The sequence below is a fragment of the Streptomyces rubradiris genome, from assembly GCF_016860525.1.
Lineage (GTDB): Bacteria > Actinomycetota > Actinomycetes > Streptomycetales > Streptomycetaceae > Streptomyces > Streptomyces rubradiris.
The window spans coordinates 5455720-5476543 of the sequence record NZ_BNEA01000015.1 but is presented as its reverse complement, the minus strand read 5'-3'; the positions used below and the strand labels follow the sequence as shown (position 1 = coordinate 5476543).

General features: G+C 72.0%; 19 protein-coding genes and 1 pseudogene. 10 read left to right on the top strand and 10 right to left on the bottom strand.

What is annotated here, in order from left to right; all coding sequences use genetic code 11:
• Positions 1-16: 16 nt before the first annotated feature.
• Together Srubr_RS37595 and Srubr_RS37590 are read right to left on the bottom strand one after the other, a co-directional pair.
• Positions 17-1027, bottom strand: coding sequence for an aldo/keto reductase (locus Srubr_RS37595; protein WP_189996882.1), 1011 nt, complete (start codon positions 1025-1027; stop codon positions 17-19).
• A gap of 415 nt (positions 1028-1442) precedes the next feature.
• Entirely contained in the window at positions 1443-1718 is a 276-nt protein-coding gene (locus tag Srubr_RS37590; RefSeq protein WP_189996883.1) for a TetR/AcrR family transcriptional regulator C-terminal domain-containing protein, read from the bottom strand.
• Between the two features lie 275 nt (positions 1719-1993).
• On the opposite strand from Srubr_RS37590, the gene Srubr_RS37585 reads away from it, so the two are divergent.
• Positions 1994-3049, top strand: a complete 1056-nt coding sequence (locus tag Srubr_RS37585) for a chitinase (RefSeq protein ID WP_189996884.1) — start codon at positions 1994-1996, stop codon at positions 3047-3049.
• A gap of 65 nt (positions 3050-3114) precedes the next feature.
• On the opposite strand, the gene Srubr_RS37580 is transcribed toward Srubr_RS37585, so the two are convergent.
• The gene (locus tag Srubr_RS37580; RefSeq protein ID WP_030604840.1) at positions 3115-4497 is read right to left on the bottom strand and encodes a glycine--tRNA ligase; all 1383 of its coding nucleotides are present in this window, start codon (positions 4495-4497) and stop codon (positions 3115-3117) included.
• A 160-nt stretch (positions 4498-4657) separates the two neighbouring features.
• Between Srubr_RS37580 and Srubr_RS37575 the strand changes: the two genes are divergently transcribed.
• The 4 genes from Srubr_RS37575 to Srubr_RS37560 all read left to right on the top strand — a co-directional run bounded on the left by Srubr_RS37575 (position 4658) and on the right by Srubr_RS37560 (position 7792).
• Complete coding sequence (locus Srubr_RS37575) at positions 4658-5623, top strand: metal ABC transporter substrate-binding protein (RefSeq protein ID WP_189996885.1); 966 nt, start codon at positions 4658-4660, stop codon at positions 5621-5623.
• 17 nt (positions 5624-5640) lie between these two features.
• Positions 5641-6414, top strand: coding sequence for a metal ABC transporter ATP-binding protein (locus Srubr_RS37570; protein ID WP_189996886.1), 774 nt, complete (start codon positions 5641-5643; stop codon positions 6412-6414).
• Positions 6414-7316, top strand: a complete 903-nt coding sequence (locus tag Srubr_RS37565; protein ID WP_189996887.1) for a metal ABC transporter permease — start codon at positions 6414-6416, stop codon at positions 7314-7316. Before Srubr_RS37570 ends, Srubr_RS37565 begins: the two co-directional genes overlap by 1 nt.
• Positions 7317-7378: 62 nt before the next feature.
• Complete coding sequence (locus Srubr_RS37560) at positions 7379-7792, top strand: Fur family transcriptional regulator (protein ID WP_189996888.1); 414 nt, start codon at positions 7379-7381, stop codon at positions 7790-7792.
• An 82-nt stretch (positions 7793-7874) separates the two neighbouring features.
• Here the strand turns inward: Srubr_RS37560 and Srubr_RS37555 are convergent, their stop codons facing one another.
• From Srubr_RS37555 to Srubr_RS37540, 4 genes are read right to left on the bottom strand one after another with little or no spacing between them, the layout of a single operon-like run.
• Entirely contained in the window at positions 7875-8717 is an 843-nt protein-coding gene (locus tag Srubr_RS37555; RefSeq protein WP_189996889.1) for an isoprenyl transferase, read from the bottom strand.
• Between the two features lie 31 nt (positions 8718-8748).
• The gene (recO, locus tag Srubr_RS37550; RefSeq protein WP_030604856.1) at positions 8749-9495 is read right to left on the bottom strand and encodes a DNA repair protein RecO; all 747 of its coding nucleotides are present in this window, start codon (positions 9493-9495) and stop codon (positions 8749-8751) included.
• Positions 9496-9524: 29 nt separating this feature from the next.
• Complete coding sequence (locus Srubr_RS37545) at positions 9525-9740, bottom strand: hypothetical protein (protein WP_189996890.1); 216 nt, start codon at positions 9738-9740, stop codon at positions 9525-9527.
• Positions 9737-9937 carry a hypothetical protein gene (locus Srubr_RS37540; RefSeq protein WP_189996891.1) on the bottom strand — a complete coding sequence of 67 codons (201 nt, stop codon included), beginning with the start codon at positions 9935-9937 and terminating at the stop codon, positions 9737-9739. The genes Srubr_RS37545 and Srubr_RS37540 overlap by 4 nt, the downstream gene beginning before the upstream one ends.
• Positions 9938-10341: 404 nt before the next feature.
• Between Srubr_RS37540 and Srubr_RS37535 the strand changes: the two genes are divergently transcribed.
• The 5 genes and pseudogenes from Srubr_RS37535 (at position 10342) to Srubr_RS37515 (ending at position 16791) form a co-directional block, all read left to right on the top strand.
• Entirely contained in the window at positions 10342-11898 is a 1557-nt protein-coding gene (locus tag Srubr_RS37535; protein WP_189996959.1) for an ABC transporter substrate-binding protein, read from the top strand.
• Positions 11899-11902: 4 nt separating this feature from the next.
• A pseudogene (locus Srubr_RS37530) lies at positions 11903-12857 on the top strand (ABC transporter permease).
• Positions 12857-14842, top strand: a complete 1986-nt coding sequence (locus Srubr_RS37525) for a dipeptide/oligopeptide/nickel ABC transporter permease/ATP-binding protein (protein WP_189996893.1) — start codon at positions 12857-12859, stop codon at positions 14840-14842. The pseudogene Srubr_RS37530 and the gene Srubr_RS37525 overlap by 1 nt, the downstream one beginning before the upstream one ends.
• Positions 14839-15843, top strand: coding sequence for an oligopeptide/dipeptide ABC transporter ATP-binding protein (locus Srubr_RS37520; RefSeq protein ID WP_189996894.1), 1005 nt, complete (start codon positions 14839-14841; stop codon positions 15841-15843). The genes Srubr_RS37525 and Srubr_RS37520 overlap by 4 nt, the downstream gene beginning before the upstream one ends.
• The gene (locus tag Srubr_RS37515; RefSeq protein WP_189996895.1) at positions 15844-16791 is read left to right on the top strand and encodes a dihydrodipicolinate synthase family protein; all 948 of its coding nucleotides are present in this window, start codon (positions 15844-15846) and stop codon (positions 16789-16791) included. It begins immediately after the preceding gene.
• A 53-nt stretch (positions 16792-16844) separates the two neighbouring features.
• On the opposite strand, the gene Srubr_RS37510 is transcribed toward Srubr_RS37515, so the two are convergent.
• From Srubr_RS37510 to leuA, 3 genes are all read right to left on the bottom strand, one after another.
• Complete coding sequence (locus Srubr_RS37510) at positions 16845-18044, bottom strand: sialidase family protein (protein ID WP_189996896.1); 1200 nt, start codon at positions 18042-18044, stop codon at positions 16845-16847.
• Between the two features lie 51 nt (positions 18045-18095).
• The gene (locus Srubr_RS37505) at positions 18096-18791 is read right to left on the bottom strand and encodes a TerB family tellurite resistance protein (RefSeq protein WP_189996897.1); all 696 of its coding nucleotides are present in this window, start codon (positions 18789-18791) and stop codon (positions 18096-18098) included.
• Positions 18792-18965: 174 nt separating this feature from the next.
• Positions 18966-20687 (bottom strand): 2-isopropylmalate synthase, encoded by a 1722-nt coding sequence (leuA, locus tag Srubr_RS37500; protein ID WP_189996898.1) that lies wholly within the window; start codon positions 20685-20687, stop codon positions 18966-18968.
• Positions 20688-20824: the final 137 nt, after the last annotated feature.

Sequence of the window (20824 nt, the reverse complement as noted above, 5' to 3'; positions counted from 1 at the left end):
GGTACCCGGCACGCCGTCAGCGTTCGCTGTCGAGCATCGCCATCTGCTCCGCCGCGTACCGGTCGCCGGCCGCCGCGTCCGCCGGTACCGCGGCCTCGATGGCGGCGAGGTCGGCCTCCTCCAGGGTCACGTCCAGCGCGCCCAGCGCCTCGCCGAGGCGCTGCCGGGTGCGGGCGCCGACCAGCGGCACGATGTCCTCGCCCCGGGAGAGCACCCAGGCGATGGCGATCTGCGCGACGGAGACGCCCTTCTGCCCGGCGATCTCGCGCAGGGACTCGACCAGGGTGAGGTTGTGCCGGAGGTTGTCGCCCTGGAAGCGGGGAGAGTGGGCGCGGAAGTCGTTCGCGGCGAAGGCCCGGTCGGCCGAGACGTGGCCGGAGATCAGCCCGCGCGAGAGCACGCCGTACGCGGTGACGGCGATGCCCAGTTCGCGCAGGGTGGGCAGGATCTCCCGCTCGGGTCCCCGGGAGATGAGGGCGTACTCGATCTGGAGGTCCGCGATGGGGGCGGTGGCGGCGGCCCGGCGGATGGTGTCCGCGCCGACCTCGCTGAGCCCGATGTGCCGGACCCAGCCCTTGTCGACCAGTTCGGCGATGGCGCCGACGGTCTCCTCGATGGGCACGTCCGGGTCGAGCCGGGACGGGCGGTAGACGTCGATGTGGTCGACGCCGAGGCGCTGGAGGGAGTAGGCGGCGAAGTTCTTCACGGCGGCCGGGCGGCCGTCGAAGCCGTACCAGTCGCCGTCCGGGCCGCGCAGCGCGCCGAACTTCACGCTCACGAGCGCGTTCTCGCGCAGCGCGGCGGGGGCGGTGCGCAGCGCCTCGTTGATCAGCAGTTCGTTGTGGCCCATGCCGTAGAAGTCGCCGGTGTCCAGCAGCGTCACGCCGGCCTCCAGGGCCGCGTGGATGGTCGCGATCGACTCGGCGCGGTCCGCCTCGCCGTACATGCCGGACATGCCCATGCAGCCGAGGCCGAGGGCGGAGACCTGGGGGCCGGTGGTGCCGAGGTTACGGGTTCGCATCGTCATGCCACCACCGTGACATAACAGCTAACAGATTTCAATATCTGTCAGCCCAATAATGTCCCCTCTTCTGGACAAGGTCCGAAGCATCGAGGAGGCCGCGGCTCGGCTTGTGCCCGATGCCGGAGTTCTTCGAGCCGGAGGGGGTCTGGCCGGTGGAGGACCGGCTCCGGTGGACCGGCGGCGCGATGCCCTGCTGGTGGAGTGCCGGGCGAGGAAGTTCGGGCCACCACGCCACGTCGACCGCCGATCGAGGACCAGGAGAACGACCTCCTGGGCGACAGCAGCCCGCGATACCGAATGGGACGAGGCGGACTCATACGAGTGCAGCCGGTGAAGGCGCAGGTCACAGGATCGACGGCGCACCTGTCACGGTGCGGCGCCAAGCGGGGCGGCCGGCCGGTTGCGATCCGGACCACGGTCACCGTGCGCGCCGGTCGACGAGTGCGGCCAAGCCGTCCAAAATCCGCCGCAGGCCGAAATCCCATGCCTGGTCTTGCCCGCCGGACCGGGCGACTGAAGCGAGGGCCGCGGTGAGCGCGGGGAACCGCTCGCCGTGCGCCCGCATCAGATCGCCGAGGATGGCACCCGATTGCGCTTCGGGGTCGCCCGCGGGGCCCGCCACACGGGCCTGCTGGGTGATGCCGCGTACGTGACCGGCCAGCAGGACAGCCGCGCACGCAACTGGCGGGCCCATTCCTCCATCTGCCCACACCGTGGCCCTGCCCGACTATCCGGCCGGCCCCAGCCCCGTCGGCTGCCGACCATCGCACCGATCCCACAGTCCGGGCATCACGGACAGCCGCTTCGCCCCTGGGGGCGGAGAGGGGGTCCGGGGCCGTCCACGGTCGTGTGGTCCAGACCTCTTGACGAAAGGTCTGGACCAGCGCACTGTCATGTCTGCGACACCTCACGAGCCGACACCGAACCCGACACCGACCCGACACCACCCCCGACCCGCCGGGAGGCCCGATGCTCCGCCGCACCCTGCGCCTGCTCACCGCCGCCCTGACCGGCGCCGTCCTCGCCCCGCTCGCCATCGCCACCGCGCCCGCCGCCTCCGCCGCCGCCGACACCTGCGCGGTCAAGTCCAGGCCGGCGGGCAAGGTGCTCCAGGGCTACTGGGAGAACTGGGACGGCTCCGCCAACGGCGTCCACCCGCCCTTCGGCTGGACCCCGATCACCGACTCCCGCATCCCCGCCCACGGCTACAACGTGATCAACGCGGCCTTCCCGGTGATCCGCTCCGACGGCACCGCGCTGTGGGAGGACGGCATGGACGCCGGCGTGAAGGTGGCCACGCCCGCCGAGATGTGCCAGGCCAAGGCGGCCGGCCAGACGATCCTGCTGTCCATCGGCGGCGCGGCGGCCGGCATCGACCTGTCGTCCCAGACCGTCGCCGACCGCTTCGTGGCGACGATCGTGCCGATCCTGAAGAAGTACAACTTCGACGGCATCGACATCGACATCGAGACCGGCCTGGTCGGCAGCGGCAACATCAACCAGCTGTCCCCGTCCCAGGCCAACCTGATCCGCGTCATCGACGGCATCCTCGCCCAGATGCCCTCGAACTTCGGCCTGACGATGGCCCCGGAAACGGCGTACGTCACCGGCGGCAGCGTCACCTACGGCTCGATCTGGGGCGCGTACCTGCCAATCATCAAGAAGTACGCGGACAACGGCCGGCTGTGGTGGCTGAACATGCAGTACTACAACGGCAGCATGTACGGCTGCTCGGGCGACTCCTACTCGGCGGGCACCGTGCAGGGCTTCACCGCGCAGACCGACTGTCTGAACAAGGGCCTGGTGGTGCAGGGCACGACGATCAGGGTGCCCTACGACAAGCAGGTCCCGGGGCTGCCCGCCCAGCCCGGCGCGGGCGGCGGCTACATGTCCCCGTCCCTGGTCGCCCAGGCCTGGCGGAACTACGGCACCTCGCTCAAGGGCCTGATGACCTGGTCCGTCAACTGGGACGGCTCGAAGAACTGGACGTTCGGCGACAACGTCAAGGCCCTCCAGGGCCGTTGAGCGGGCGCGGACACACGAATGCCGGGCGGGCCGAGGTCGGCCCGCCCGGCATCACGCGGTCGTGACTAGGCGCCCAGCAGACGCGAGGCCAGGTAGCCCTCAATCTGGTCCAGCGACACCCGCTCCTGCTTCATCGAGTCACGCTCGCGCACGGTGACGGCGTTGTCCTCGAGGGTGTCGAAGTCGACGGTCACGCAGTACGGCGTGCCGATCTCGTCCTGACGGCGGTAGCGGCGGCCGATGGCGCCGGCGTCGTCGAACTCGATGTTCCAGTGCTGGCGCAGCGCCTGGGCGAGGCCCTTGGCCTTCGGGGACAGCTCCGGGTTGCGGGACAGCGGGAGCACCGCGACCTTCACCGGGGCGAGGCGGTGGTCCAGGCGCAGCACGGTGCGCTTCTCCATCTTGCCCTTGGCGTTGGGCGCCTCGTCCTCGACGTAGGCGTCCAGGAGGAAGGCCAGCATGGTGCGGCCGACACCCGCCGCCGGCTCGATGACGTACGGCGTCCAGCGCTCGCCGGCCTCCTGGTCGAAGTAGGAGAGGTCCTGGCCGGAGGCCTTGGCGTGCGCGGAGAGGTCGTAGTCGGTGCGGTTGGCGACACCCTCCAGCTCGCCCCACTCGCTGCCGCCGAACTGGAAGCGGTACTCGATGTCGGCGGTGCGCTTGGAGTAGTGGGAGAGCTTCTCCTTCGGGTGCTCGTACCAGCGCATGTTCTCCTCACGGAGACCCAGGCCGGTGTACCAGTTCCAGCGCTGCTCCATCCAGTATTCCTGCCACTGCTCGTCCTCGCCCGGCTTGACGAAGAACTCCATCTCCATCTGCTCGAACTCGCGGGTGCGGAAGATGAAGTTGCCCGGCGTGATCTCGTTGCGGAACGACTTGCCCATCTGGGCGATGCCGAACGGCGGCTTGCGGCGCGAGGTGGTCTGCACCTGGGCGAAGTTGGTGAAGATGCCCTGGGCGGTCTCGGGGCGCAGGTAGGCGACGGAGCCGGAGTCCTGGGTCGGGCCGAGGTGGGTGGACAGCAGGCCGGAGAACTGCTTGGGCTCGGTGAACTGGCCCTTGTTGCCGCAGTTCGGGCAGTTGACGTCCGCGAGGCCGTTCGCCGGGGCGTGGCCCTTCTTCTCCTCGTACGCCTCCTCCAGGTGGTCGGCGCGGAACCGCTTGTGACACGAGGTGCACTCGGTCAGCGGGTCCGTGAAGGTGGCGACGTGGCCGGAGGCGACCCAGACCTCGGAAGCCAGGATCACGGACGAGTCGATACCGACGACGTCCTCGCGCGACGTCACCATGTAGCGCCACCACTGGCGCTTGATGTTCTCCTTGAGCTCGACACCCAGCGGTCCGTAGTCCCAGGCGGCACGCTGGCCGCCGTAGATCTCACTGCAGGGGAAAACGAAGCCACGGCGCTTGCTCAGGCTGACGATGGTGTCGATCTTGTCGGCGGCCACGGTGCTCTCTTCATTACGACGACGGGCGTTGAAGCGAGATGCTTCCAGCGAATGATTCAGGTTACCGGCGCAGGCTCCCCCACGACCAAATCGGCCCCTGTCCGGACCGCATGACGAGCGTTGTTGACAACGGTTTCCATATTTGTTGAAAATGACTGTCATGAACGTACGACGACGCCTCATACCCACCGCCGCCATGGCCGCGGCCACCGCGCTCGGGACCGCCACCCTCGCCGGCTGCTCCGGCGACGCGGCGGGAGCGGGCAACACGTCCAAGTTCGACGTCGTCGCGTCGTTCTACCCGATGGCCTTCCTCGCCGAGCGGATCGGCGGGGACCACGTCCACGTCACCACCCTCACCTCCCCCGGCCAGGAACCGCACGACCTGGAGCTCAGCACCCGGCAGACCGCCTCCCTGGAGGAGTCCGACGCGGTCCTGTACCTGAAGAACCTCCAGCCCGCCGTCGACAAGGCCGTGGAGCAGTCCCCGGTGGACACGAAGATCGACGCGGCGTCCCTGACCACGCTGGAGAAGCACGGCAACGAGGTCGGCGGCCACGCGGCCGGACACGACGACCACGACCACGGCCACGGCGAGGAGGCGGGCAAGGACCCGCACATCTGGCTCGACCCGGTGCGCTACGCCCAGGTCGCCGAGGGCGTCGGCAAGGCCTTCGAGAAGGCCGACCCCGACCACGCCGCCGACTACAAGAAGAACACCGCCGCCCTGGTCAAGCAGCTGAACGCGCTGAACACCGAGTTCGAGAACGGCCTCGCGCACACCAAGAGCAAGGTCTTCATCACCACCCACGCCGCCTTCGGCTACCTCGCCGAGCGCTACGGCCTCACCGAGGAGGCCATCAGCGGCCTCGACCCCGACTCCGAGCCGAGCGCCGCCCGGGTGAAGGACCTGGAGAAGATGGCCGAGGCGGACGGCGTCTCCACGGTCTTCTACGAGACCCTCGTCAGCGACAAGACCGCCAAGACCCTCGCGAGCGACACGGGCCTGAAGACCGACGTCCTCGACCCGATCGAGGGCATCACCGAGCACTCCCGAGGCCAGGACTACTTCACGGTCCAGCGGGCCAACCTGAAGGCGCTCCAGCAGGCCCTGGGCGCCAAGTGAGCGGCACGGGAGGCACCATGACCACCGGCGAACCCGTCATATCCCTGCGCGGGGTGACCGCCGAACTCGGCGCCCGGCCCGTGCTGCGCGGCGTCGACCTCACCGTCGGCCGCGGCGAGGTCGTCGCGCTGCTCGGCGCCAACGGCTCCGGCAAGTCCACCGCCATCCGCGCGATCATCGGCCAGGTGCCGGTCAGCGGCGGCACGGTCGAGCTGTTCGGCACCCCGCGCCGGTCCTTCCGCGACTGGGCGCGCGTGGGCTACGTACCGCAGCGTACGACGGCCGCGGGCGGCGTCCCGGCGACCGTCACCGAGATCGTCTCCTCCGGCCGGCTCGCCCGCACCCGCTTCGGGCCCTTCCGCAGGACCGACCGGGAGGCCGTCCGGCGCGCCCTGGAGCGGGTCGGCATGGCCGACCGCGCCAAGGACTCGGCGACCGCCCTGTCCGGCGGCCAGCACCAGCGGGTGCTGATCGCCCGCGCGCTGGTCTCCGAGCCGGAGCTGCTGATCATGGACGAGCCGATGGCCGGCGTCGACCTGGCCAGCCAGGAGGTCCTGGCCGAGACCCTGCGCCGGCAGGTCGAGGCCGGTACGACGGTCCTCCTCGTGCTGCACGAGCTGGGCCCGCTGGAGCCGCTGATCGACCGGGCGGTGGTCCTGCGCGACGGCTGCGTCCTGCACGACGGCCCGCCGCCGCGCGCGGTCGGCCAGCATGCCCTGCCCGGCCACGACCACGTACACCCGCACGCGCCGGCGGGCACCGAACCGATCCGCACGGGACTGCTGAGCTGATGGAATTCCTGAACTACGCCTTCATGCAGCGGGCGCTGCTGGCCGCCGTGCTGGTCGGCATCACCGCGCCCGCGGTCGGCATCTACCTGGTCCAGCGCCGCCAGGCCCTGATGGGCGACGGCATCGGACACGTGGCCATGACCGGCGTCGGCCTCGGCTTCCTGCTCTCCACCTCCCCGGTGTGGATGGCGACGGCCGTCTCGGTGCTCGGCGCGGTCCTGATGGAGCTGATCCGCTGGTACGGCCGCACGCGCGGCGACATCGCCCTGGCCATGCTGTTCTACGGCGGCATGGCCGGCGGCGTGATGCTGATCAACCTGGCGCCGGGCGGCTCCAACGCCAACCTGACCTCGTACCTGTTCGGCTCCCTGTCCACGGTCTCCCCGTCCGACGTGACCGCGATCTGCGTGCTCGCCGCCTTCGTGCTGCTGGTCACCCTGGGCCTGCGCCGCCAGCTGTTCGCGGTCAGCCAGGACGAGGAGTTCGCGCGGGTCACGGGCCTGCCGGTGCGCGCCCTGAACCTGCTGACGGCCGTCACCGCGGCCGTCACCGTGACCGTCGCCATGCGGGTGGTCGGGCTGCTGCTGGTGTCCGCGCTGATGGTCGTGCCCGTGGCGGCGGCCCAGCAACTCACCCGCAGCTTCACCGTCACCTTCGTGATCGCCGTCGCCGTCGGCGTGGCCGTGACCGTCAGCGGCACGATCACCTCCTACTACCAGGACGTCCCGCCCGGCGCCACGATCGTCCTGCTGACCATCGCCGCCTTCCTCGCGCTGACCGCGCTCGCCACCCCGCTGGCCCGGCGGCGCGCCCGCGCGGCGGCCGCGGCCCGGCCCGCCCCGGACCCCGCGGAGTGCGCGATTCCCGCCGCGCGCGAGGCCGCGGACGAGATCGGCGTCTGACCGCCGATCGCCCGGGCTGGCACAATGGCCCGGGCAGAAGCGAGCCATCGAAGGAGGCAACGGTGACGACCGCTGGACCGCCCGTGAAGGGTCGCGCGACCCGCCAGCGTGCAGCCGTGGCGGCGGCCCTGGACGAGGTCGACGAGTTCCGCAGCGCCCAGGAACTGCACGACATGCTCAAACACAAAGGCGATTCCGTCGGGCTGACCACGGTCTACCGCACCCTCCAGTCCCTCGCCGAGGCCGGCGAGGTCGACGTCCTGCGCACCTCCGACGGCGAGTCCGTCTACCGCCGCTGCTCCAGCGGCGAACACCACCACCACCTGGTCTGCCGCGCCTGCGGCAAGGCGGTGGAGGTGGAGGGCCCGGCCGTCGAGAAGTGGGCGGAGGCCATCGCGGCGGAACACGGCTACGTCAACGTGGCCCACACGGTGGAGATCTTCGGCACGTGCGCGGAGTGCGCGGCCGCCTGCTGAGCGCCGTTGCCGGGTGCGGGTCCGTGGACGGCCGGTCGCGCAGTTCCCCGCGCCCCTTGCGGGGCGCGGGTGACCGCGGTCGTTACGAGTCGCCCTTCATGGCCGCCTCCATCGCCAGCAGCTCCTCGTTCGGGACGGCGCCGCCGAAGCGGCGGTCCCGGGAGGCGAACTCCATGCAGGCCCGCCACAGGTCGCGGCGGTCGAAGTCGGGCCACAGCACGTCCTGGAACACCATCTCGGCGTACGCGCTCTGCCACAGCAGGTAGTTGGAGGTGCGCTGCTCACCGCTCGGCCGCAGGAACAGGTCGACGTCCGGCATGTCCGGGTAGTACAGGTGCTTCTGGACGGTCTTCTCGGTCACCTTCGACGGATCGAGCCGGCCCGCCCGCACCTCCTCGGCGATCGCCCGCGCCGCGTCGGCGAGCTCGGCCCGGCCGCCGTAGTTCATGCAGAAGTACAGGGTGAGCAGGTCGTTGCCCTTGGTCTGCTCCTGGGCGACCTCCAGCTCCTTCGCCACCGACTTCCACAGCCGGGGCATGCGGCCCACCCAGCGCACCCGGATGCCGAGCGCGTCGAGCTCGTCACGGGTCTTGCGGATGAAGTCCCGGTTGAAGTTCATCAGGAAGCGGACCTCGTCGGGCGAGCGCTTCCAGTTCTCGGTGGAGAAGGCGTACAGGGAGATGTTGCGCACGCCGATCTCGATCGAGCCCTGGAGCACGTCCAGCACCCGCTCGGCGCCGACCTTGTGCCCCTCCGTGCGCGGCAGCCCGCGCTCCTTGGCCCACCGTCCGTTGCCGTCCATCACGATCGCGACGTGGTTCGGCACCAGCTCACCGGGGAGCTTGGGCGCGCGGGCACCGGACGGATGCGGCTCCGGCGCCTTGTACTCGCGCCGCTGGCGCCCCAGGATCCCGCGTACGACCATGTGCTTCTCGTCTCCTCGACCCGTGCCGTGCTTACTTCTCTACGTAGCGCAGGGAGCGCAGTCCGCGCTCCAGGTGCCAGTGCAGGTAGGCGGACACCAGCCCGCTGCCCTCGCGGACGTACCTCGGCTCGCACGCGTCCGCCGTCTCCCAGTCTCCCGTAAGCAGCGCCCCCAGCAGGACCAGGGTCTGCGGCGACGGCACGACGCTGCCGGGCACCCGGCAGTCGGCGCACACCGAGCCGCCGGAGGCCACGGAGAAGAACCGGTTCGGTCCCGGCATCCCGCACTTGGCGCAGTCGCCGAAGCTGGGCGCGTAGCCGTTGACGGCCAGGGACCGCAGCAGGAAGGCGTCGAGGACGAGGTGCGGCGCGTGCTCGCCCCGGGCGAGCGTCCGCAGCGCCCCGACGAGCAGCAGGTACTGCTGCACCGCCGGCTCGCCCTCGTGATCGGTGAAGCGCTCGGCGGTCTCCAGCATGGCCGTCCCGGCGGTGTACCGGGCGTAGTCCGTGACGATCCCGCCGCCGTACGGAGCGATGGTCTCGCTCTGCGTGCACAGCGGCAGGCCGCGCCCGACCAGCTCACTCCCACGGGCGAAGAACTGCACGTCCACATGGGAGAAAGGCTCCAGCCGGGCCCCGAACTTCGACTTCGTCCGCCGCACCCCGCGGGCCACGGCCCGCACCCGTCCGTGCCCGCGCGTCAGCAGGGTGATGATCCGGTCCGCCTCGCCCAGCTTCTGGGTGCGCAGCACGATGCCGTCGTCGCGGAACAGACTCATGGGCCCATTCTCGCCCATGGGCGAAGGCGCTAGAGCACCTCTCCGCGGCTGCGGGCGTTGGCGTACGCGGTGGCCGCGCTGAGCCGCTCGGCCGGGGTGGCGCAGCGCAGCACCCCCGGCTCGGCGTCCCACTCGCGCCCACCGCCGTAGGGTCTCACCTGCACATACGGCCCCTCGTGCCCCATGACGACGCCGACCTTCCCGGTGCGGGTGTCCACCACATGACTGCCGACGACGGGTTTCACCGGGCCTCCCCCGCCAGTGCCGCGGCCAGCCGGCGCGCGGTCTGGACCGAACACCGCCCCAGGTCCACCAGCGGGCAGGGCACCTCCCGCACGACACTCACCGGATCGAGCCCCAGCGACGGGAGAACGACCCCGGCCTTTTCGAGAGCCGACCGCAATTCCCTCAACGCCTCCTCCGCCTCTTCGATGCCGCTCACACTGCTCCCCTTCCATGTCCGAGTTTACGCTTTGTACATCAAGCGTGACGCTGCGCTTCTCCACTCGGAAGGCGTCCCCGCCCCGGGTCGGCCGTGGCCGGCGGTCCGCGACAGGCGGTACGGGAGTGCTCGGGGGCGGAACGCGAACGCGCCGGACGGGGGCGGGATTCACCCGGGTGGAGCTGGGACGGGCGGGTTCGTTCGCGTGCGCTGTCTTGACCGCCCCCACGGCCCCTCCTATCGTCGCGCTACCGAGCGGACGTAGGACGTAGGACGTCGTATCTCACTCCTCCCACCACCCCCATCCCTCATCGGCTCACCGACCTGCTGGAGGACCCGTGCGCGACGACGTGATCCCCGACGTACCGGCACCGCGCCGCCGGTCGTTGCTGCTGGGGGCCGGGATGCTGGGCGCGGGGGCGGTGCTGACGGGGTGTTCCGCCGGGCCGGAGTCGACCAACGACCCCGGCGGCGGGCGCGACGGCAGGGACCGGACGCTGACCGCCGTCATCGGCTACGGCAACGACGGCAGCTGGGACCCGACGCAGACCGCCTCCGCGTTCGCGATGGCCGCCAACAATCACATCTACGAGGGACTTCTCGACACCGACCCGATCACCCGGGCGCCGTACCCCGCGCTCGCGACCGCGCTCCCCGCCGACCCGGACGCCACCACCTGGCGGTTCACGCTCCGCGACGGCGCCACCTTCCACGACGGCAAGCCCGTCACCGCCGAGGACGTCGCGTTCGTCTTCGACCGGATCCTCGACCCGAAGACCCAGACCCTCGCCAAGGGCTTCTTCGCCTCCTGGCTGGAGTCGGTCCGCGCGGCCGGCACCCGGACCGTCGAGCTGCGGCTCAGGTTCCCGTTCCCGGACGGGCTCGCCCGGCTCACCCTCGCCAAGATCATGCCCGCGCACGTCTACTCCCGGCCCGGCGCCTGGGACGACGCCGTCAAGGGACTGGCCGTGGGCTCGGGGCCGTACCGGCAGACCGCGCACCACCCGAAGTCGAACACCACCTTCGAGGCGTTCGCCGCGTACAACGGCCCGCGCAGGCCCGTCTTCCGGAAGATGAACTGGCTGACCATCGTGGACGCCTCCTCCCGCGTCGCGCGCATCTCCGGCACCGGCGCCGGCGCGCAGATCGCCGACAACATCCCGTACGCCAACATCCCCCGCCTGGAACAGAGCGGGCTGAAGGTGGCCGGCGGGGCCGGGATGAACAACCTGTTCCTGATGTTCAACACCCGGCACAAGCCGTTCGACGACGTGCGGGTGCGCCAGGCCCTGCACTACGCCATCGACAGCGAGAAGATGGTGCGGGTCGCCCTGAAGGGGCACGGCAGGCCCGCGTCCTCGTTCCTCGACGAGGGCAACCCGAGCCACCGGCGGGCCAGGACCGTCTACGACTACGACCCCGGCAAGGCGAGGGCGTTGCTGGAAGCCGCCGGGGTGACGGACCTGAAGGTCGAGATCATGGCCGTCAACGTCAGCTGGATCGTGGACTGTCTGCCGACCGTCAAGTCCTGCTGGGACGCCGTGGGCGTGCGCACCACCCTGGCGCCGCAGGAGACCACGGCCGTGTTCACCAAGATGGACCAGCGGCGCGACTACCAGGTGGTGGCCGCCGCCTCCAACCCCAACCAGTTCGGGCTCGACGCCGATCTGATCCTGCGCTACAACCACGGCCCCGACAACCTGTGGATGCGCTACACGCGGTGGGCGGACGACCCGGTCGCCCGGCGGCTCTTCACGGACATGGACCGGGCGACACGGGAGCCGGACCCCGCGAAGAAGAAGGCGATGATCCAGGACTGCCTCGACGTCGTCGCCGAACAGGCCGTGCTGTACCCGGTCGTCCACAACGAGCTGATGACCGCCTGGGACCCGCACGAACTCACCGGGATAAGGCCCCAGCCCTACCCCGGCCTCAACCTCCTGCAAGCCCGCTGGGTCTGACGGCATGACCACGGTCGTACGCATCCTGCTGCGCCGCATCGCCCTGCTGGTACCGCTGCTGCTGGGCATCGTGCTGTTCGTGTTCCTGGTGATGCGGTTCTCCGACGCCGACCCGGCCTCCGCGTTCTTCCAGGGCGCCAACCCCACCCGAACAGCTGCACGACTTCCGGGAGCGCAACGGACTGCTGGACCCGCTGCCCGTGCGCTACGTCCACTTCGTCGGCGACGTCCTCCACGGCGACCTCGGCACCAGCGCCCTCACCCGCGCCCCGGTGCTCGACCAGGTCACCACCGCGCTGCCGCTCACCCTCCAGCTGACCTTCCTCGGGCTCGCCCTCGCCGTCGTCCTGGCGCTGGCGGGCGGGGTGACCGCGGCGGTGTACCGGGACCGGCTGCCGGACCAGATCATCCGGGTGGTCTCGCTGGTCGGGGTGGCCGCGCCCGGCTTCTGGCTGGCGCTGCTGATGATCCAGTACCTCGCCGTGGACCGGGGCTGGTTCCCCACCGGCGGCTACATCAACCCGGGCGACTCGGTCACCGGCTGGCTGCGGACCATGGCGCTGCCCGCCGTCGCCCTGTCCCTGCCGGTCGCCGCCCAGCTCACCCGGATCGTGCGGACCTCGGTGGTGGAGGAGCTGGACAAGGACTACGTGCGCACGGCGATCGGCGGCGGGCTGCCGCCGCGTGTCGTGGTCGGCCGGAACGTGCTGCGCAACGCGCTGGTCAACCCGCTCACCGTGCTCGGGCTGCGGGTCGGCTATCTGCTCGGCGGCGCCGTCGTCATCGAGACGATCTTCTCGCTGCCCGGCATGGGCAAGCTGATGATCGACGCGGTGCAGAACGGCGACCCGGCGGTGGTGCAGGGCGTGGTACTGACCACCGCGACCGGGTTCGTCGTCGTCAACCTCGTCATCGACATCCTGTATCTGCTGGTCAACCCACGACTGAGGGCGGGCTGATGGTCACGCGCGCGACGCTCACCGAGCGGCTGTCCCGGCCCGGCGTCCGGCTGCGCGGCTGGCGCCGGCTGCCGCTGCCGTCGAAGGCCGCCGTCTGCTTCCTGGCCGTGGTCGTCCTGGTCGCCCTCCTCGCCCCGGTGCTGGCACCGGACGACCCGCTCGACATGCGGGACCCGGCCGGCGGGACGGGGGCGCCGTCCGCCGCGCACTGGATGGGGCAGGACAGCCTGGGCCGGGACATCCTGAGCCGGCTGATGCACGGCGCCCGCTGGTCGCTGGCCATCGGGCTGGGCGCGACCGCGCTGGCGCTGGTGGCCGGGGCCGTGCTCGGGGCCGTCGCCGCCACCTCCCGCAAGGCCGTGGACGAGACGCTGATGCGCTGCCTGGACGTGGTGATGGCGTTCCCCGGCATCGCGCTGGCCGCCGTGCTGGTGGCCGTGTTCGGCGGCGGGATCGGGGTGCTGATCTGCGCCATCGCGTTCCTGTTCACCCCGCCGGTGGCGCGGGTGGTGCGGGCGAACGTGCTGGACCAGTACGGCGAGGACTACGTCACCGCCGAGCGGGTCATCGGCGCCCGCACCCCGCACATCGTGCTGCGTCACGTGGCCGTCAACTGCGCCGCCCCGGTGCTGGTGTTCTGCACGGTCCAGGTCGCCGAGGCCATCGTCTTCGAGGCGTCCCTGTCCTTCATCGGCGCGGGAGTCAGGCCCCCGGACCCGTCCTGGGGCAGCGTCATCGCCGACGGCAAGAACATGGTGCTGACCGGCGGCTGGTGGGCGACCGTCTTCCCGGGGCTGCTGATCCTGGTCACCGTGCTGTCGCTGAACATCCTCTCCGAGGGCCTGTCGGACGCGTGGGCCGCGCCCGCCCCCAGGGAGGTGCGGACGCCCGCGGAGCCGGTCCGGACGCCCGAATCCGGCGCATCCGGCACCGGCGGGGTGCTGCCGCTGCCCGGCCTCGCCGAGGCCGCCCGGCGGCTGCGCTCCCGGGCCCGGCCGCTGCCCGGCCGGAGCGGGCAGCCGGTGCTCGCCGTGGAGAACCTCACCATCGGCTTCCCGGACCGGCACCGGGGCGTGGACATCGTGGCCGGAGTCGGTTTCGAGGTGTACCCCGGCGAGGTGCTGGGCCTGGTGGGCGAGTCGGGCTGCGGCAAGTCGCTGACCGCGCTCACCGTGATGGGGCTCCAGCCGAAGGGCGCCCGGGTCGGCGGGCAGGTGCGGTTCCAACAGCGGGACCTGCTGACCGAGCCGGCACGGGCCCGGCGCCGACTGCTCGGCCACGAGATGGCCATGGTCTACCAGGACGCCCTGTCCTCGCTGAACCCGGCCATGACCATCCGCGCCCAGCTCCGGCAGCTCGTACGGCGTGGCGGCCGGCGCAGCCCCGCGGAGCTGCTGTCGCTGGTCGGGCTGGACCCGGAGCGCACCCTGCGCAGCTATCCGCACGAGCTGTCCGGCGGGCAGCGCCAGCGCGTGCTCATCGCCATGGCTCTCTCCCGCGACCCGAAGCTGATCGTCGCCGACGAGCCGACCACCGCCCTGGACGTCACCGTGCAGGCCCAGGTCATGGAGCTGCTGCTGCGGCTGCGCGAGGAGCTGGGCTTCGCGCTGGTCCTGGTCTCGCACGACCTGGCGCTGATCGCGGACGTCACCGACCGGGTGGCGGTGATGTACGGCGGGCAGATCGTGGAGACCGGGGTGACCGCCGACCTGGTGGCGGCGCCGGCCCACCACTACACGCGCGGCCTGCTCGGCAGCGTGCTGTCGCTGGAGTCGGCCGAGGAGCGGATGACGCAGATCAGGGGCGTCGTGCCGGCCCCGGCCCACTTCCCGGCGGGCTGCCGCTTCGCCGACCGCTGCCCGCTCGCCACCGAGGTGTGCCACACCACCGCCCCGGTCCTGACCGGCACCGCCACGCACACGGCCGCCTGCCACCACCCGGCGGTGGAGCTTTCGTCCACGGAGAGCGAGGAGGCCCTGCAATGACCGCCGTGGTGGAGGTACGGGACGCGCACGTGGTGCACCGGGCACGCGGCGGCGGGCTCTTCCGGCGGGAGAGGGTGTACGCCCTGACCGGCGCCGACCTGACGGTGGCGGCCGGGGAGACGGTGGGCGTGGTCGGCGAGTCGGGGTGCGGGAAGTCGACGCTGGCACAGGTGCTGGTGGGCATCCAGCGGCCGGTGACGGGGACGGTGGCGTTCCGCGGCCGGGACCTGTGGGCGATGCCGGCCGCCGAGCGCCGGGCGACCGTGGGGGCGGGCACCGGACTGGTCTTCCAGGACCCGTCGACCGCGCTGAACCGCCGGCTGACCGTCCGCCGCATCCTGCGCGACCCCCTCGACGTGCACCGGCGCGGCACCCGGGCCGAACGCGAGGCGCGGGTACGGGAGCTGATGGAGCTGGTGGGGCTGCCCGGGGCGCTCGCCGACGCCCTGCCCGGGCAGTTGTCGGGCGGGCAGCGGCAGCGGGTGGCCATCGCCCGCGCGCTCGCCCTGGACCCGGCGCTGGTGGTCGCCGACGAGCCGACCAGCGCCCTGGACGTCTCGGTCCGCGCGCAGATCCTGAACCTGCTGCTGGATCTGAAGGAACGCCTCGGCCTCGCCCTGGTGTTCGTCTCGCACGACATCCAGACGGTACGGCGGATGAGCGACCGGGTGATCACGATGTACCTGGGGCGGATCGTGGAGGAGACCCCGGCCGGCCGGGTCACCGACGCGGCCCGGCACCCGTACACCCGGGCCCTGTTCTCGGCCACGCCGGGCCTGCTGGACCCCATCGACCCGATCCCGCTGACCGGGCCGGTGCCCTCGGCGACCCGCCCGCCGAGCGGCTGCCCGTTCCGCACCCGGTGCTGGAAGGCCGACGAGCTGTGCGCCCGGGTGATGCCGGACTTCTCGGCCGCGTCACACCCCGCTCACCGCTACCGGTGTCACCATCCTGTGGAGGAGGACACGTCGACCAGAGACCTAGCGCGCCAGGAGCCCTGAATGACCCTTCCCGCCCCGCTCACCGGTGTCGTCCCGCCCGTCTGCACGCCCCTGACACCGGAACGCGAGGTGGACGTGCCGTCCCTGCTGCGCCTGGTGGACTTCCTGGTGGAGGCGGGGGTGCACGGGCTGTTCCTGCTGGGCTCGACCTCGGAGGCGGCGTTCCTGACGGACGCGCAGCGCCGGCGGGTGGTGGCGGCCGTGACCGCGCACCTGGGCGGGCAGCTGCCGGTCATCGCCGGCGCGATCGACATGACCACCCCGCGCGTCCTGGAGCACGTCGCCGCGGTCACCGGGGCCGGTGCGCGGGCCGTCGTCGTCACCGCCCCGTTCTACGCCCGCACCCACCCCGCGGAGATCGTCCGCCACTACCGCCGGATCGCCGCCGCCAGCCCGGTCCCGGTGATCGCCTACGACATCCCCGTGGCCGTGCACACCAAGCTGCCCGCGGACCTGGTGCTGGGGCTCGCCGGGGACGGTGTGCTGGCCGGGGTCAAGGACTCCAGCGGGGACCTGGCGGCCTTCCGGGAGCTGGTCACCGGCTCGCGTGCGCACCCGGGGTTCGGCGTGCTGACCGGCTCGGAGCAGATCACCGACGCGGCGCTGGAGCTGGGCGCGGACGGGGCGGTGCCGGGCCTGGCCAACGTCGACCCGCACGGGTACGTCCGGCTGTACCGGCACTGCCGGGCGGCGGACCGGGAGGGCGCGCGGGCCGAGCAGGAGCGGCTGTGCGCCCTGTTCCAGATGGTCGGCGTGGGCGATCCGGCGCGGATGGGCGGCAGTTCGGCGGCGCTGGGCGCGTTCAAGGCGGCCCTGCACCTGCGCGGTGTCATCGACTGCCCGGTGACCGCCGAGCCGCAGGTCCCGCTGTCCGGCGAGGAGGTCGAGCGGGTCGGCAAGTTCCTCGCGGCGGCGGGCCTGCTGGGGCGGGACGCGCACGGACGCTGACGCCCGGAGCGGGGCCGGCCCCCGCTCTCGCGCACGGTCGTGCCGGGCCGCTGTCAGGGCAGCGGGACGCGGCGGAACTCCAGGGTCTCGTAGGGGCTGTCGGTGCCGGTCTCGTAGAGGACGCCGATGTGGCGGGGGCCGAGCTGGACCAGGTCGGAGTAGGCGGACGGGCGGCCGGTGAGGGTGAGCAGCGGGGTGAAGGCGCGGCCGGCGTCCGTGCCGGCCCACAGGGCGAGGGCGCGGCGGGCGGTGGGCACGGAGGGCGCGGAGAACAGCAGGGGGGCGCCCGGGGTGTCGGGCTGCAGGACGCTGCCCTGGACCACGGGGACGGCGTTCAGGGCGGGCTGGACGGCGTAGGGGCGGTCGAGGGTCTCGCCGCCGTCGCTGGAGTAGCTGTCGAGCCGGTTGCCGGGCGCGGTGCCGTTCTGGTCGCGGGCGGCGAGGTAGACCCGGCCGTCGGGGAGCTGGGCGGCGCTGGTCTCGTTGGCGTTGGTCACGCCGTCGTAATCCGCGTCCACGAAGCCGAGGTGCCAGGTGTGGCCGGCGTCGTCGCTGTAGAGGGCGTGGCCGCCGTAGTACTTGGCCTCCTGGCCGGTGTCGGGGGAGCCGGCGGGCGGGGCCGCGGAGTGGTTGGCGGGGATCAGCAGGCGGCCGGCGTGGGGACCGTGGGTGAGGGCGAGGGCGTGGCCGGGTCCGGTGGCGTACCAGCGCCAGTCCGGCCGCTTCACCGCGCCGGTGATGTCCCGGGGGGCGGTGAAGTGCCGGCCGTCGTCCGCGCTGCGCTGGACGTAGACCCGGCGGCCCCGCTCGGGGGTGACCTCGCCGCGCATGATCCGCGCCTCGGTGGCGCTGCCGCTGTTGCCGCAGGTCACCAGGACGATGGTGCCGGTGCGCGGGTCGACGACGGGCGCCGGGTTGCCCCGGGTGTCGCCGTGGCCGGCGGCGACCACGGTCAGCGGGCCCCAGGTGCAGCCGCCGTCGGTGGAGCGGCGCAGCACGATGTCGATGTCCCCGCTGTCCTGGGGGCCGTCGCGGCGGCCCTCGGCGAAGGCGAGGAGGGTGCCGGGCCGGGTCCGCACCACGGCGGGGATGCGGTAGACGGCGTAGCCGCCCTGCCCGGAGACGTACGGCACGGAGGAGTCGCAGGCGCCGGGCGCCGCGTGCGCGGGCTGCCGGGTGGTGAGCGCGGTGAGGGCGCCGAGTGCGGTGAGGAGGGCGAGGACGGTCGCGTGGGAGCGGCTGCGCGGGGTCACGCCCTGATTGGTGCCCGCGACAGGGGCTCCGTTCTTACTCCGCCGGAGTGATCAGGAGGGGGTGCGGGCGGCGGCCAGCAGCCGGGTGACGTCGTCGGCGCGGATGGTGAGGGCCGCGCCGACGGTGGCGAGGGCGTCGCGTTCGGCGGGGGTGTAGGGGCCGTCGGCGAGGGCGATGCGGGCGCCCTGGAGGAGCAGGGCCTCGCGGCCGGCCGGGGCGAGGTGCGGGGCGAGCGGGTCCAGGGCCTCGTGCAGCTCTATGGTCAGCCCGGCCCCGGAGGGCTGCTCGAAGTACCGGCCGGTGTCGGCGGCGAGGGCGTCGACCAGGGCGGCGAGCTGTTCCTCGGTGCAGTCGGCGAAGCCGGCCGCGCGGACGGTGGCGGCGGCCGTCTCCAGGGCCGTACGGGAGGAGGTGCCGCCCGCGGCGAGGACCGCGAGGGCGACGGTGTGCACGGCGTCGCGGAGCATCGCGGAGAAGCGGCGGGTGGTGGGGTGGCCCAGGACGTCGGTGCCGAAGTGGTGCCGGCAGGCGGCGCACTCCACCACCGGTCCGGTCTCGCCGCGCGGCAGCAGGGGCACGCCGAGCAGGGTGAGCCTGCGGCGGCCGGTGAGCCGCTGGTAGTTGCGGTCGCCGCCGCAGCCGGGACAGAAGAACTCTCCGTCGCCGACGGGCGTCCACGCGGTGCGGGTGCCCAGGATGCGCAGGGCCCCGGTGGCACGGCCGTCTCGTCCCCGTACTGGCAGCACGTCGCACCTCCGTAACGGCGCGGCAACATCGCCGCGCTGGCGTGATGTTAGCCACATCCGGCAGGCGGAGTCAGTACCCCGTGGGAGACCTTTCCGTGACCTGGGGCGGCGTTGGCCGGAAACCGGCACCCCGCCCGCCGGTGCGCGGCGGGCGGGGCGCGGGTGGGGAGACCGTCAGCGGGCGGCGCGGTTGACCGCGGAGACGACCGCCTTCAGGGAGGCGCGCGTGGTGTTCGCGTCGATGCCGATCCCCCACAGGACCTTGCCGTCGATGGCGCATTCGATGTAGGAGGCGGCCTGCGAGGAGGCGCCCTCGCTCATCGTGTGCTCCTGGTAGTCCAGCAGGCGTACGTCGATGCCCAGGGTGTGCAGGGCGTCGAAGAAGGCCGAGATCGGACCGTTGCCGGAGCCGGTCAGGACGGTGTCCCGGCCGTCGACGGTGGCCTCGACGGTGAGGGTGTCCACGCCGTCGGTGTCCGTCGTGGACTGGCCGGTCCGCACCTGGATGCGGCCCCACGGGTTGTCCGGGTTGGGCAGGTACTCGTCCTGGAAGACGGCCCAGATGTCCTTCGGCGTGATCTCGCCGCCCTCGGCGTCGGTCTTCGCCTGGATGATCTTCGAGAACTCGATCTGCATCCGGCGCGGCAGGTCCAGCTTGTGGTCGTTCTTCAGGACGTAGGCGATGCCGCCCTTGCCGGACTGGGAGTTGACCCGGATGACGGCCTCGTAGGAGCGGCCGACGTCCTTGGGGTCGATGGGCAGGTACGGCACCGCCCACTCGATGTCGTCGACCGTGACGCCCTTGGCCTTCGCCTCGGCCTCCATGGCGTCGAAGCCCTTCTTGATGGCGTCCTGGTGGGAGCCGGAGAAGGACGTGTAGACCAGGTCGCCCACGTACGGGTGGCGCGGGTGGACCTCCATCTGGTTGCAGTACTCCCAGGTACGGCGGATCTCGTCGATGTCGGAGAAGTCGATCTGCGGGTCGACGCCCTGGGAGAACAGGTTCATGCCCAGGGTGACCAGGTCGACGTTGCCGGTGCGCTCGCCCTGGCCGAACAGGCAGCCCTCGACGCGGTCGGCGCCGGCCATCAGGGCCAGCTCGGCGGCGGCCACGGCCGTGCCGCGGTCGTTGTGCGGGTGCACGGACAGGCAGACGTACTCGCGGCGGGAGAGGTTGCGGTGCATCCACTCGAAGCGGTCCGCGTGCGTGGACGGGGTGGAACGCTCCACGGTGGCGGGCAGGTTGAGGATGATCTCGCGGTCCGGGCCGGGCTGCCAGACGTCCATGACCGCCTCGCAGACCTCCAGGGCGAAGTCCAGCTCGGTGTCGGTGAAGATCTCCGGCGAGTACTGGTAGCCGAACTCGGTCTCGGGGCCCAGCAGTTTCTCGGCGTACTCCATCACCAGACGGGTGCCGTCGACGGCGATCTGCTTGATGTCGTCCTTGGAGCCGCGGAAGACGACCCGGCGGAAGACCGGCGCGGTGGCGTTGTACAGGTGGACGGTGGCGCGCCTGGCGCCCTTGAGGGACTCCACCGTGCGCTCGATCAGGTCCTCGCGGGCCTGGGTCAGCACCGAGATCGTGACGTCGTCCGGGATCGCGCCCTCTTCCTCGATGATCGAGCGCACGAAGTCGAAGTCGGTCTGGCCGGAGGCGGGGAAGCCGACCTCGATCTCCTTGTAGCCCATCTTCACCAGCTGGTCGAACATCCGGCGCTTGCGCTCGGGCGACATCGGGTCGATCAGCGCCTGGTTGCCGTCGCGCAGGTCGGTGGAGAGCCAGCGGGGCGCGGCGGTGATCCGCTTCCCGGGCCAGGTGCGGTCCGGGATGTCGACCTGCTCGTAGCGGCTGTACTTGTGGACCGGCATGGGGCTGGGCTGCTGACGGTTGGCCATGATGCGTGGGCTCCTCGGGGTGTCCCGGATATCCGGACGGACGGCCGACGACGCAACGCCGAGCTCCGCGGGGAGGGAGTCGGCCTCGACTACAGACCCTCGCCGCGGCAGCTAAGGAGAAGCAGCCAGGAACGCAT